The sequence below is a fragment of the Streptomyces sp. NPDC014006 genome (assembly GCF_043088925.1).
Taxonomy (GTDB): Bacteria; Actinomycetota; Actinomycetes; order Streptomycetales; family Streptomycetaceae; genus Streptomyces.
In genome coordinates this window covers 63,140-75,663 of the sequence record NZ_JBICAJ010000015.1, presented here as the reverse complement: position 1 = coordinate 75,663, position 12,524 = coordinate 63,140, and the positions used below count along the sequence as shown (strand labels likewise).

Sequence of the window (12,524 nt, the reverse complement as noted above, 5' to 3'; positions counted from 1 at the left end):
GTCCAAGTCCCCGGCTCTTTCGAGGAGTTCCTCCATGCGTGCTCGCCGCACGGCCGCCACCGCCGCAGCCCTCGGCCTGGTCCCGCTCGCCCTGACCGCCCTTGCGGCCGCGCCCGCCGCCGCGCACGGCACGATGGGCGACCCGGTCAGCCGGGTGTCGCAGTGCTACGCGGAGGGCCCCGAGAGCCCGAAGTCGGACGCGTGCAAGGCGGCGGTGGCGGCCGGCGGCACACAGGCGCTGTACGACTGGAACGGCATCCGCGTCGGCGACGCCGCCGGCCGCCACCGGCAGCTGATCCCGGACGGCAAGCTGTGCAGCGCGAACAACGAGGAGTTCAAGGGCCTGGACCTGGCCCGCGCCGACTGGCCCGCGACGGGCGTGCACAGCGGTGCGTACACCTTCAGGTACCGGGTGACGGCCCCGCACAAGGGCACCTTCACCGTGTACCTCACCAAGCCCGGCTACGACCCCGCGCACCCTTTGGCCTGGGACGACCTGGATCTGGAGCACCCCGTGGCGACGGCCACCGACCCGGTCGCCGCGGGCGGCTTCTACACGTTCACCGGCACCCTGCCCGAGCGTACGGGCCGTCAGCTGCTCTACGCCGTCTGGCAGCGCTCGGACAGCCCGGAGGCGTTCTACTCCTGTTCGGACGTCACGTACGGCGGCGCCGCGTCCGGTGGCACGGCATCAAGCGGTACGGCATCAAGCGGTACGGGCTCCCCCGTCGCGGTCCCGGCACCGAGCGCCTCGGTGCCGTCCGAGGAGCAGATCGCGGCCGGTGCCGAAAAGTCGACCATCGAGCACCACGGCCACGGGGACGCGGACGCGCGGACGTCGGCCGAGCCCACGCCGGCGCCGAAGGCCGCACGGCCGAACCAGCCGCAGGCGGCGGGCGGCGGCGAGCACCTCGCCGAGACCGGTGGCGACAGCAGCACCCCGTACGTCGCGGTCGGCGGCGCGGCGGCGCTGGCGCTCGGCTCGGCGGCCCTGTTCGTGTCGGTGCGCCGCAGGGCCACGGTCCGCAAGTGAGCGTGAGGGGGCCCGACCGGCGGCTCAGGCCGGTCGGGCCCCTTCCGGTGCGCCGGGCGTCAGCCGACGGCGGACGCGCAGGTGGTCGCGGTGGCGTGGGCCGGGTCGAGGGCGTTGGCCACCTCGTGGAAGGTGATCCGGTCGGTCAGCCCGACGAGGACGTGCTCGGACAGGTCGAGCGGGCACAGGTCCTGCAGCAGCACGTTCTTCACGTCGGGCCCGCTGAGGTACTGGCTGCGATAGGGCGTGACGACCTCGTCGTACCGGGTGGCGAGGACCGTGTAGCGGACGCCGGGTACGGTGTCTCCGCCCGCGTTCAGCCTGGTCAGCAGGTCGGAGCCGACGACCTGCTGGGCGAGCGCGGGGGTGGCCGCGTTCAGCAGGTCCGCGGCGCCGGGGAAGTACGGCAGCAGCTGGGTGAGTCCGCTCAGGGTGGTGCCGTGGTTGCTGGGCGCGATGCCGACGAGCGCGTTCACCCGGGCGGCCCCGTCGAGGAACTTGAGGTAGTAGCGGGGCATCATGCCGCCCTGGGAGTGGCCGACGAGGTCGGCCTTGGCGGCGCCGGTGGCGGTGAGCACCCGGTCCACGTACTCCTTCAGCTGCTGCGCCGACCGGTCGATCGGGCCGAGGCCGTGGAAGAGGGGGACGCCCGGCAGTTGGCCGTAGTCCAGGGAGAAGACGCAGTAGCCGCGGTGCTCCAGGTAGGGCGCGAGGCCGAGCCAGTTGTCGACGGAGTTGCCGAGGGTGCCGTGCACGAGGACGACGGGGCGCGGATGGGCGGCGGACGGCTTGCAGGAGTAGTCGTTCCAGCCGGTGCTCGGTGCGGTGGCGTGGGCGGCGGTGGCCGGGACGGTGACGGCGGCGGCGGTCAGCAGCAGCGCGGCCAGTGGTCTGAGCAGGCGCTTGAAGGGCAGCATCGGGTGATCTCCTTGCGGCTCAAGGGAGTACGACGGCATGACGCCCTGTGACCCGGATCACGAGGATGCTGTTCATTCGTCAAGTTACGGACGAGTAGCTGAAGTGTGAAGTTACGCGTCGGTAAAAACTTCCACTGATAGCCACAACGACGGCGATCTCCTGATAGAGCTCCCGCTACGGCTCCTGACAGGACCTCACCAAGCGGGCCGGATGGGCCCCTCGACGGGAAGCCGCCCCAACCGCTGGGCCAGCAGCCGCACCTCGGACTCGCCCAGCACGTCGGCCCACGCCCGCACGACCTCCGCCGCGGCCTCCTCCGCCGCCCGGGTGCAGGCCCACCCACGCTCGGTGAGCACGATCAGCCGGGCCCGCGCGTCGCCCGGATGCGGCCGCCGCTCGGCGTACCCCTTGCGCACGATCTCGTCCACCAGCTGGCTCGCCGCCTGCTTGGTGACCCCCAGGTGCGCGGCCAGATCGGTGACCGTCGCCCCACTCGGGGCGAGCCGCGCGAAGGCGAACCCGTGGGCGGGCCGCACGTCGCCGAAACCGCGGGCCACGACGCCCTCATGGATGCGCTGCGTGAGGTCGCCGGCGGCAGCGAGCAGGGTGGCGGTCAGGGCGAGGGCGTCGGAGTTGTGCACGGAGGCATTGAAACACCCTTGCCAAAGTGGTCAAGCTGCTTGACTATGTAGTCAAGCAGCTTGACCATCCTGAATCGGAGTTCCCCATGCCCGTCGTCCGCTCGACGCACGCCCGCACCCATGAGATCCACGGCGCCCGCTTCGTCTCCTACGCCACCCCGCTGACCGGCAGCAAGGAGCTGTGCGCCTGGCGCGGCGAGATCCCCGCCGGGACCAGGGCGCCCGCGCACACCGTCAACCGGGAGGAGATCTTCCACCTCCTCGTCGGCGAACTGCTGATCACCCTCGACGGCCACACCGACCGCATCACGGCGGGCGACACGGTGATCGTCAACCCGGGCGCGACCCTGGCCGTCGAGAACCCGACCGACCACACGGCCATCTCCTGGGTCACCACCTCGATCGGCCTGGAAGCCGAACTGGCCGACGGCACCCGCATCACGCCCCCGTGGGCGAACTGAACGCCCCCTGACCGAGCACCCCCCGGACCGGGGCTAGGCGGCCAGCGCCCCCGGCATCACCGCCCGTGCTCCGAACCTCGCTCGCGCGCGGTCCGCGACCTCCTCGATGCGGCGGACCCGGTCGTCCACGGGGTCGAAGGTGAGCTGATGGGAGGCCGCTTCGGCCGGCCCGAGTCCCTCCGCGCGCAGGACGATCGCCCGCACCCGGGCGCGTTGCAGCCCCAGCGCCTCGTACATGCCGTACGCCGTCCGGGTCAGCGCCGGCGAGTGCGCGGTGGACTCCGGCAGGGTGCGGGTGCGGGTGGTCGCCGACCTGTCGGCGTAGCGGACGGTCAGGGTCAGGGTGCGGCACACCTTCTCCACGGCGCGCAGCCGGGCGCCTATCTCGTCGGCGGCCGACAGCAGGGCTCGGCGGTGCATGCCGGGGTCCAGTTCGTCGCGGTCGAAGGCGCGTTCCGTCGCCAGCGACCGGGACACCGCGTTGGGCACCACGCGGCCGCGGTCGACGCCGTTCGCCTTCTCGTGCAGCTCGCGCCCGGCCCTCGCGCCGAGCAGCCGCTGGAGGGTGGACAGCGGCGCCGCGGCGACCCGGCCGAGGGTGTCCAGGCCGTACTCGCACAGGGTGCGTGCGGTCGCCGCGCCCACGCCGGGCAGCGCGGCGACGGGCCGGCCGGCGAGGAAGTCCAGGGCCTGCGCCTCGGAGACCGCGCACGTCACCCCGGGCCGGGCCTCGCGCAGCGCCATGCGGGCGAGCATCGGGCCCGGCCCGGCACCGATCACACAGTCGACGCCGTACCGGGCGAGGGCGCGCACCCGGATCACCGCGGCCAGCTCCACGGCGCTGCGCCCGAAGTACCGCTCGGCGCCCCGCAGATCGGCGAGCGCCCCGTCCGGCGGCAGCGCCTCGACGACCGGGGTGAACTCCTCCAGCAACCCGAGCAGCCCCGGCAGGGCCGCCTCGTACATCGGCGGCAGCTGGAAACGTACGCAGAGGATGGTCATCCCGCACTCCCCGGACTCTGGTGCCACAACTTCCGTACGGCAGAGGGCCCTTGTGAGGCCGCCTCCTGCCCCGCGGGCCGCAGGTCGGCCCACGGATGCATCTCGTAGCCGGTGGACAGCCTGATGCGCCGCCCACCCGTCGGATCACCGCTCCCGTCGCCCTCGGCCGACGGCGCCGCCAGCCGGGCCGCGACCTCCTCGAGACCGCCCTCGGCGCGCAGTTCGACGAGTTCGGCGAGGTTCCAGGCGGCGGACCCCACCACACTCAGGCTGCGCGGCCCGCGCCGCTGCACCACGCCCCGCACCAGCAGCAGCCAGGAGTGGAAGACGGTGTGGGCGCAGGCGTCGTGCGAGTCGTCGAAGAAGGCGAGGTCGACCAGGCCCGTGCCGTCGTCCAGCGTGGAGAAGATGACCCGTTTGCCGGACCGGATCGGCGGCGTCTGGGTGGCCGCCTTGGCGCCCGCGACGAGCACGGTCTCCCCGTGCCGCGCCTCGCGCAGCCGCCGCGCCGACACCACGCCCAGCTCCTTGAGGAACTCCCGGTGGTCGTCCATCAGATTGCGTGAGGCGTCCATCGACAGCACGCCCAGTTCGGCGCTGAGCCGCTCGGCGTCGGACAGGTCGGGCAGGCCCGCAGCGGCGGTCTTCCGCCCTCCGGCGAGGGGAAGTTGGGCCCCGCCGGCACCCCGGGCCGACCGGTGCAGCTCGGTCAGATGCAGTTGCAGATCACGCCGGTTGGCGCCGAAGGCGTCCAGCGCGCCGACCTGGGCGAGCCGCTGGGCGATCGGCCGGCTGGGCCGGGCCCGCTCCCAGAAGTCCACCAGCGAGGCGTACGGCTGTCCGTCGGCGATCCGCGCCGCCTCGGCCTCGCTGATGCCGTGCACATCGGACAGGGCCAGCCGCAGCCCCCACACCTCGGACCCTTGATCAGACACCAGTTCGATTCGATGGGCGGCCCCGGACGCGTTCACATCCAACGGCAGGATCGGCACCCCGCGCCGCCGCGCGTCCGCCAGCAGCAGCCGCTTCGGGTACATGCCCGGGTCGTGGGTGAGCAGCCCGGCGTAGAAGGCGGCCGGGTGATGCGCCTTCAGCCAGGCCGACTGATAGGTGGGCACCGCGAAGGCGACGGCATGCGCCTTGCAGAAGCCGTACGACCCGAAGGCCTCGACGATCTCCCAGGTGCGCCGGATGGTCTCGGCGTCGTACCCGCCCGCCGCCGCGCGCTGCGCGAACCACACCTTGATCCGCCCCTGCGACTCCGGGTCGGACAGCCCGCGCCGCACCCGGTCGGCCTCACCGCGCCCGCACCGGGTCATGATGTCGACGATGTCGATGATCTGCTCGTGGAAGACGACGACGCCGTACGTCTCCTTCAACGGCCCTTCCAGGTCGGGATGCGGATAACGCACCGGCGCGCGCCCGTGCCGGGCCTCGATGAACGGCCGCACCATGTCGGCGGCGACGGGACCGGGCCGGAACAGCGAGATGTCGACCACCAGATCCTGGAACGTGGAGGGCTGCAGCCGCCCCACCAGATCCCGCTGCCCCGGCGACTCGATCTGGAAGCACCCCAGGGTCTCGGTGGACCGGATGAGCTGATACGTGGCCGGGTCGCCCTCCGGCGCCGCGTCGAGGTCGACCCTCTCCCCGGTCACCCTCGCGACCTCGGCTACCGCGTGCGCCATCGCCGACTGCATCCGCACGCCGAGCACATCCAGCTTGAGCAGCCCGAGCTCCTCCACGTCGTCCTTGTCGAACTGCGACATCGGGAAGCCCTCGCCGCTGGTGGGCATCACCGGCGTACGCGCGAGCAGGGAGGCGTCGGACAGCAGCACCCCGCACGGGTGCATGGCCACCCCGCGCGGCAGGGCGTCCAGCGCCTCGACCAGCTCCCACAGCTTGCCGTACTTCTCCCGCTCCGCCGCGAGCGAGCGCAGCTCGGGCAGCTCGTCGAGGGCCGCTCGGGCGTCCCGTGCCCGGATGTGCGGAAAGGACTTGGCGATCCGGTCGATCTCGGCGGGGTCCATGGACAGCGCGGCCCCCACGTCCCGGATCGCGTGCCGCACCCGGTACGTCTCGGGCATGGCGACCGTGGCGACCCGCTCGGTGCCGAACCGGTCGATGATCGCGCGGTAGACCTCCAGCCGGCGCGCGGACTCCACGTCGATGTCGATGTCGGGCAGGACGACCCGCTCCCTGGACAGGAAGCGTTCCATCAGCAGCCGGTGCTCGACCGGATCGGCATGGGCGATCCCCAGCAGATGGTTGACGAGGGACCCCGCGCCCGACCCGCGGGCGGCCACGCGGATCCCCATCCGCCGTACGTCGTCCACGACCTGAGCGACCGTCAGGAAGTAGGAGGCGAAACCGTGATGAGCGATGATGTCCAGCTCGTCGTGCATCCGCTCCCAGTACGCGGACCGCCCCGCATACCCCATCCGCAGCATGCCGGCGACGGCCCGCGAGGCGAGCGCCCGCTGCGCGCTGCGCCGCCCGGCACCCACCAGATGGGCCTCGGGGAACCGCACCGTCCCGATGCCCAGATCGTCCTCGGGGTCGACGCGGCACTCGGCGGCCGTGGCCAGGGTCTGCTCCAGCAGCCGATGAGCGGTGTCCCGCCGGTAGCCGGCGGCCTCGACCACCCGCTCGGCGACCCCCAGCATCTCCCCCGCGCCCTTCAGCCAGGCCTCACCGGAATCCAGCTCCCCGGCGATGGGCACCAGCCGCCGCGCGGCGTCCAGCACGTCGGCGACCGGGCCCATCCCCGGATCGGCGTACCGGACGGCGTTGCTGAGCACGGGCCGCACGCCCTGTTCCGCGGCGAACCCGACCGTGCGGGCGGCGAGCCGCAGCGACCCCGGACCCGTCCCCTCCCGTCCGTGCCAGACGGCCTCCAGCCGCAGTGCGTCCCCATAGACCTCACGCCAGGGCCCCAGCAGCCGCGCGGCCCGGTCCGGCCGCCCCGCGGCGAGCGCCCGCCCCACATCGGAGTCGGGCCCGAGCAGCACGACGAGCCCGTCCCCCCGGTTGTCGTCCCAGCTCAGCAGCGGTGTGTCGGCCTTCCCCGCGTGCGCCGCCGTCACGATCCGGCACAGGTCGGCCCACCCACGGGCCCCGTCCCCGGCGAGAAAAGTGACCCGGGGAGCCGACTCGTCCACGAACGCCCCGCCCCGGACGGGGGTACGGCGCCTGCCCTCCCCGGGGCCGCCCTCGCGCACCCGCACGGCGAGATCCGCCCCGAACAGCGGACGGACCCCTGCCTTGGCGCAGGCCTTGGCGAAGCGCACGGTCCCGGCGACGGTGTCACGGTCGGTGAGCGCGAGGGTGTCCATGCCCCGTTCGGAGGCGCGCTCGGCCAGGCGCTCCGGGTGCGAGGCCCCGTACCGCAGGGAGAACCCGGAGACGGTGTGCAGATGCGCAAAGCCCGGCACACACACCTCCTCGAACATCAGTTCCCAACAACACCACCATACCCTCATCCCCGAACACTTGTACGACATACGTTCGGCCGCGTCCCACCTGCACAAACACCGCCCCACCGAAACGGTGGAACCATGACGCAGACCACCGACGCCGACACCCCGCGTAGCCCCTCCGGAGCCTCCTTTCTCAGCGAGGTGAAGGATGCCGTCACTCCCCGGGCCACCCTGTTGGTGATCGCCGTGCTCGCCCTCCAGCTCCTCTTCATCGCCTCCTATGTGGGCGCCCTGCACAACCCCAATCCAAGGGACGTCCCCTTCGGCGTGGTCGCACCCCCCGCGGTGGCCGGCCAGGCGGTGACCCGTCTCGACCACCTCCCCGGTTCCCCCCTGGACCCCCGGGCACTGCCCGACGCGGCGACGGCCCGCCACCAGATCGAGAACCGGGACATCGACGGCGCCCTGGTGATCGACCCGGCAGGCCGCACCGACACCCTCCTGGTCGCCTCCGGCGGCGGCAGGGTTCTCGCCACGGTGCTGGAGAACCTGACGACGGCCCTGGAAGCGTCACAGCAGCGCGCGATCCGCACGGTCGACGTGGCCCCGGCATCCCGCACGGACTTCAACGGTCTGACGTCCTTCTACCTGGTCGTCGGCTGGTGCGTCGGCGGCTACCTGTGCGCCTCGATCCTCGCCATCAGCACCGGCGCCCGCCCCGCGAACCCGCGCCGCGCGGTGATCCGCCTGGGCGCCCTGGCCCTGGTCGCCGTCGTCGGCGGCCTCGGCGGCGCGATCATCGTCGGCCCGATCCTGGACGCCCTGCCCGGCAGCGTGCCGGCCCTGTGGGGTCTCGGCGCCCTGATCACCTTCGCGGTGGGTGCCGCGACGCTCGCCCTCCAGGAGCTCTTCGGCATCGTCGGCATCGGCCTGGCGATCCTGCTGGTGGTGATCGCCGGCAACCCGAGCGCGGGCGGCGCGTTCCCGCTGCCGCTCCTGCCCCCGTTCTGGCAGGTGATCGGCCCCGCCCTGCCACCGGGCGCCGGCACATGGGCGGCCCGCTCGATCGCGTACTTCAACTCCAACGACATGACCACGGCCCTCCTGACCCTGGGCGCGTGGGCGCTGGCCGGCATCGTGATCACACTCGTCGCTTCCCGAGTACGCCATGGACAACCGACGAAGGCACCCGGCGTCTGACCGCGCGCCACGGCGTTGGCGCACCCGCCACCCCGGCCCCGACCCACAACGAACCGCGGGCGCGACACCAGCTCACCAGGCACCGCAACGGGCCGCCGCAGACACAAAAGGGACGCGGGGAACGGCGCGACCCAGCCACAACGAACGCCGCAGACGAAAACTGCCGAAGCGCCGCCGGCCCCCGTGCACAACCACGCACGGGGGCCGGCACTTCACACATGCACGCAAGCGCGAGCGCCTCAGTACACGTGCACTCCATACGCACTGAGCGCCTCGGTCACCGGCTGGAAGAACGTCGTCCCACCGGAGGTGCAGTCACCGCTGCCCCCGGAGGTCAGCCCGTACGCCACCCCACTGGTGGAGTACAGCGGCCCGCCGGAGTCACCGGGCTCCGCGCAGACGGTGGTCTGGATGAGGCCGTAGACGATGTCGCCGCCGCCGTAGTTGACGGTCGCGTTGAGCGCGGTGACCCGCCCGCTGTGCGTGCCGGTGGTCGAACCGCGCCGGTAGACGGTCGTGCCGACCGACGGCGTGGCCGCGCTCTTGATGTCCACGCTGCCCACGGTGCCCGACTTGGTCACCGAGGAGTTCGTGTAGCGCACGATGCCGTAGTCGTTGCCGGGGAACGACGAACCGGCGGTGGAGCCGAGCGTGGTCGAGTGGGAGGAGTTCGACCACCAGGTGCCCGCGCCGTCGGTGCAGTGACCGGCGGTCAGGAAGTAGTAGTTGCCGCTGGAGTCCTGGACGTTGAAGCCCAGCGAGCAACGCCAGCTGCTCGCGTAGATGGCGTCGCCGCCGGAGATCAGCTTGTTGAACTTGCCCGCGGTGCGCTTGATGGTGAGCGCGCCGGAGTTGGCCCCGGCCTGCTCCTTGATCTTGGCTATCTCGGCCTGCGTCACCGTGCTGTCGGCGGTGACGACCACACGGCCGCTCTTGCTGTCGACGGCCCAGGCGGTGCCCGGGATGTCGGCCTTCAGCACCGAGTCGCTCGCCTTGGTCAGCTGCGCGGCGCTGAAGGTGGTCGGGGCGTCGGACGCGTTCGCGCTGGGGATCGCGATCGCGGCGGCGGCCACGAGTCCGGTGGAGACGGCGATCAGCCGTGTCCGTCTCGACAGGCCGCTGCGGGTGGTGCGCTTGATCCTCACGTGTCGTTCCCTCCATGGGAAGTCGGGGGCCCGCGTGGGGTCGGGGCCCGTGAGGCGCAGCCAGGGCCAGGACGCCCGGGATACCGGGCTTTCACATGCCCCTGACAAGCGCTGAGGGGGAGTATTCGGCCGAACGGCCGGTTGGCGCAAGGGTGCCTTTCGGCCGTCGCGTTTTGAACCACCTTTACCCGACGACCGGCTCCACCGGGAGTCGAACCAGGCTCAACCGCCCGGCGGTCAGGCGGGGTTCGGACCGCGCGCCACGTTCCGCTCCCCCGCCTCCACCTCGACCCCGAGCGTGTTCCCCGGCGGCGGGAACGGGCAGAGGAAGTGGTCCGCGAAGGCGCACGGCGGCAGCTGGGACCGGTTGAAGTCCACGACGGTCCGCCCCTGCGCGTCGGGCGCCGCCGCATACAGGAACCGGAAGCGGAAGCTGCTCACCCCGCTGGTGGCGTCGGCGAACACCGCCCACAGGCCCCCGTCGTCCTGCACCGACACCCTCAGCGTCAGCTCCCGCCCGTCGAGGGCGAAGGCCAGCTCACCTCCCAACCCGAGCCCCCGCTCACGCCCGTCGGCGTTCTCGACCCGCACGGTGCGGCTCTCGCCGTACGCCGTGAAGCGCGCCGGTACGACGAAGCGCGGATCGTGGGGCGTGGCGTCGATGCCGCGGAACCGCCGGCGCGCCTCGGCACCGGGGTCGAAGTCCCGCACCCCCCAGGCCCCTTCCCGCACCAGCACCACCAGCCGCCGCTCGCCGTACCCGACCCGCGCGCCCGCGACCGCCCCCACCTCGGCACCGAGCCGCGCCTTTCCGCTGAACGGCTCCCCGTCCAGCGTCAGCCCGTCCCCGGCGCCGGCGGTGACCACGACCCCGCCGTCCCGCACGGCCCAGCGCCCGGGGATGTCCGGAAGTCGCCCCTCCGGATGGTCTTCCAGCCAGTTGGTGCCGACGAGCGCCAGCGGCCCGTAGGGGCCCGACACCGCCTCGACACGGCGCTCGTGCCACCGCTTCCACTCGACCACCGCGACCGGCGACCCCAGATCCACCGCGACGGGCGGCACTTGATCCGTCATGTCCTCATCCCTTTCCTGCCGGGGCGCCGAGCCCCAGATGCGAGCGCAGCGTCGCGCCCTCGTATGCCGTCCGGAACGCGCCGCGCTCCTGCAGCAGCGGCACGACCCGGTCCACGAACTCCTCGAGGCCGCCGCTCCCGAGGAGGAACCCGTCGGCGGCGCCCTCCCGCACGAATGCCTCCAGTTCGGCGGCCGATCGCCGCGCCCCCGTGGCCGTACCGTCGGACACGCCCCCGGCCGGCCCGGCGTCGGCGAGGATCCTCAGCTCCCCCGGCTGGCGCCCGTACCGCGCCAACCGCCGCTTGACGTCGGCGTACACGGCGCGACCGGTCTCCACCGGGCCGTAGGACGTGACGAGCACGTCGGCGCGGGCGGCGGCGCATTCCCGCTGTTCCTCGGACTCCCCCGTCACGATCAGGACGGGCCGCCCCTGCGGGGTGGACGGCACCGCGACGTCCGTCTCCGACACCTCCCGCACCGTGTCCGCGTACGACGTCCCGCCGGACACCGGGTGCCAGCCGGCCCGTCCTCCGCTGAGCCCGTCCAGGGTGGCGAGGCGGCGGACCAGCTGGAAGGGCTCGACGCCGGACACGTCAACGGTCGCGGCCAGCCCCGTGTGCGCGGTGACGGCCGCGAGCGCGTCGAGCAGGGTCACCGGCTCAGGGACCGGCGAACGCCGGCCCCTCACCAGGACGAAGTCGAACAGCCCCCGCTCGGCGGTCCGCGCCGGCCGCTCCAGCGCCGGGAACCCCCCGGGGCCGCCGGCACCGTCCACCCGCACCGCCAGATGCAGCCGCCGGTTCATCCCACGCTCCCGGCGTAACTGACGGCCACCGGCAGCGCGAGCCCGAGGTGCTCGCGCAGCGTCGCGCCCGGATAGAACGTGCGGAACAGCCCCCGGTGCTGCAGCACCGCCACCGTGCCGTTGACCAGCCGCTCCAGATCCCGGCGCGGCTCGACGGGCACGAAGTGGAAGCCGTCGACGGCCCCTTCCGCATGCCATACGGCGATCAGCTCGGCGAGGTCGACCGGCCCGCCCCGGTACAGCGGGCCCTGTGGGGTGGGCCGGGGTCCACCGCCCCCGTGGCCGGGCTCGGCGGCGCGCTCACCGTCGCCGAGATCGATCCGCAGGCTCGCCAGCACCCTCAGGTCGCGTGGATCACGGCCGTGTTCCGCGGCGAGCGCGGCCAGTTGACCGCGCAGCTCGGCGGCCTGTGCCGCGCTCACCGCCCGCACCAGGGCCACGTCGGCGTACCGGGCGGCCGCGACCCGGGCCGGACGGCCGGTGGCGTCGACGAGGACCACGGGATGCCCCGCCGCACGACCCCCGAGGACCGCGTCGGCGGCGAGCACACCGGCCCGCCCTCCGCTGACCCAGTCGAGGACCGTGACGGCGTCCGCCTCGCGGGCCGGGACGGTCAGCGCCGGTACCAGGCCGATCCGGCCGGTCTCGGGGGCCAGACGGGCCAGCACGCCCGCCGTGTCGAGGCCGGGTCCGGCGAAGCCGCCGTCCACGCTCACGAAGTCCAGCCCGCCGCGTTCGGCGAGGCGCGCCAGCTCGGCGTAGGCACCGGCGTCGTACACCCCCGGCTGGTCGATCGCGGCGCCGAGGTGCAAAAGAGCGCCCATGC

11 protein-coding genes are annotated in these 12,524 nt (G+C 73.1%); 3 read left to right on the top strand and 8 right to left on the bottom strand.

Annotated elements, in window-relative coordinates:
* The first annotated feature begins 34 nt into the window (after window positions 1-34).
* Window positions 35-1,033 carry a lytic polysaccharide monooxygenase gene (locus tag ACF1GV_RS36475; protein ID WP_391689927.1) on the top strand — a complete coding sequence of 333 codons (999 nt, stop codon included), beginning with the start codon at window positions 35-37 and terminating at the stop codon, window positions 1,031-1,033.
* 59 nt (window positions 1,034-1,092) lie between these two features.
* On the opposite strand, the gene ACF1GV_RS36470 is transcribed toward ACF1GV_RS36475, so the two are convergent.
* Window positions 1,093-1,950, bottom strand: coding sequence for an esterase/lipase family protein (locus ACF1GV_RS36470; RefSeq protein WP_391689924.1), 858 nt, complete (start codon window positions 1,948-1,950; stop codon window positions 1,093-1,095).
* Between the two features lie 195 nt (window positions 1,951-2,145).
* Complete coding sequence (locus ACF1GV_RS36465) at window positions 2,146-2,592, bottom strand: MarR family winged helix-turn-helix transcriptional regulator (RefSeq protein ID WP_391689921.1); 447 nt, start codon at window positions 2,590-2,592, stop codon at window positions 2,146-2,148.
* 86 nt (window positions 2,593-2,678) lie between these two features.
* On the opposite strand from ACF1GV_RS36465, the gene ACF1GV_RS36460 reads away from it, so the two are divergent.
* Window positions 2,679-3,053: a cupin domain-containing protein gene (locus ACF1GV_RS36460; RefSeq protein WP_391689918.1), complete on the top strand. Its 375-nt coding sequence runs from the start codon at window positions 2,679-2,681 to the stop codon at window positions 3,051-3,053.
* Window positions 3,054-3,086: 33 nt separating this feature from the next.
* On the opposite strand, the gene ACF1GV_RS36455 is transcribed toward ACF1GV_RS36460, so the two are convergent.
* Together ACF1GV_RS36455 and ACF1GV_RS36450 are read right to left on the bottom strand one after the other, a co-directional pair.
* On the bottom strand, window positions 3,087-4,055 hold the full coding sequence (locus tag ACF1GV_RS36455) for a hypothetical protein (protein WP_391689915.1): 969 nt from the start codon (window positions 4,053-4,055) through the stop codon (window positions 3,087-3,089).
* The gene (locus ACF1GV_RS36450) at window positions 4,052-7,489 is read right to left on the bottom strand and encodes a DNA polymerase III subunit alpha (protein WP_391689912.1); all 3,438 of its coding nucleotides are present in this window, start codon (window positions 7,487-7,489) and stop codon (window positions 4,052-4,054) included. Before ACF1GV_RS36450 ends, ACF1GV_RS36455 begins: the two co-directional genes overlap by 4 nt.
* 123 nt (window positions 7,490-7,612) lie before the next feature.
* Here ACF1GV_RS36450 and ACF1GV_RS36445 point away from each other — a divergent pair, with 123 nt between their 5' ends.
* Complete coding sequence (locus ACF1GV_RS36445) at window positions 7,613-8,674, top strand: DUF3533 domain-containing protein (RefSeq protein ID WP_391689909.1); 1,062 nt, start codon at window positions 7,613-7,615, stop codon at window positions 8,672-8,674.
* A 239-nt stretch (window positions 8,675-8,913) separates the two neighbouring features.
* Here the strand turns inward: ACF1GV_RS36445 and ACF1GV_RS36440 are convergent, their stop codons facing one another.
* From ACF1GV_RS36440 to ACF1GV_RS36425, 4 genes are all read right to left on the bottom strand, one after another.
* Window positions 8,914-9,819: a S1 family peptidase gene (locus tag ACF1GV_RS36440; protein WP_391689906.1), complete on the bottom strand. Its 906-nt coding sequence runs from the start codon at window positions 9,817-9,819 to the stop codon at window positions 8,914-8,916.
* Window positions 9,820-10,056: 237 nt separating this feature from the next.
* Complete coding sequence (locus tag ACF1GV_RS36435) at window positions 10,057-10,893, bottom strand: DUF1684 domain-containing protein (RefSeq protein WP_391689903.1); 837 nt, start codon at window positions 10,891-10,893, stop codon at window positions 10,057-10,059.
* Window positions 10,894-10,897: 4 nt separating this feature from the next.
* Window positions 10,898-11,698 (bottom strand): LLM class flavin-dependent oxidoreductase, encoded by an 801-nt coding sequence (locus tag ACF1GV_RS36430; RefSeq protein WP_391689900.1) that lies wholly within the window; start codon window positions 11,696-11,698, stop codon window positions 10,898-10,900.
* Complete coding sequence (locus ACF1GV_RS36425; protein WP_391689898.1) at window positions 11,695-12,522, bottom strand: FMNH2-dependent monooxygenase; 828 nt, start codon at window positions 12,520-12,522, stop codon at window positions 11,695-11,697. The genes ACF1GV_RS36430 and ACF1GV_RS36425 overlap by 4 nt, the downstream gene beginning before the upstream one ends.
* Between the last annotated feature and the right edge of the window lie 2 nt (window positions 12,523-12,524).

Excerpts from the sequence above, each read along its gene's own strand:
- ACF1GV_RS36425 (WP_391689898.1), bottom strand. The coding sequence starts at position 12,522 with ATGGGCGCTCTTTTGCACCTCGGCGCCGCGATCGACCAGCCGGGGGTG.
- ACF1GV_RS36455 (WP_391689915.1), bottom strand. The coding sequence starts at position 4,055 with ATGACCATCCTCTGCGTACGTTTCCAGCTGCCGCCGATGTACGAGGCG.
- ACF1GV_RS36475 (WP_391689927.1), top strand. The coding sequence starts at position 35 with ATGCGTGCTCGCCGCACGGCCGCCACCGCCGCAGCCCTCGGCCTGGTC.
- ACF1GV_RS36435 (WP_391689903.1), bottom strand. The coding sequence starts at position 10,893 with ATGACGGATCAAGTGCCGCCCGTCGCGGTGGATCTGGGGTCGCCGGTC.
- ACF1GV_RS36460 (WP_391689918.1), top strand. The coding sequence starts at position 2,679 with ATGCCCGTCGTCCGCTCGACGCACGCCCGCACCCATGAGATCCACGGC.
- ACF1GV_RS36430 (WP_391689900.1), bottom strand. The coding sequence starts at position 11,698 with ATGAACCGGCGGCTGCATCTGGCGGTGCGGGTGGACGGTGCCGGCGGC.
- ACF1GV_RS36445 (WP_391689909.1), top strand. The coding sequence starts at position 7,613 with ATGACGCAGACCACCGACGCCGACACCCCGCGTAGCCCCTCCGGAGCC.
- ACF1GV_RS36470 (WP_391689924.1), bottom strand. The coding sequence starts at position 1,950 with ATGCTGCCCTTCAAGCGCCTGCTCAGACCACTGGCCGCGCTGCTGCTG.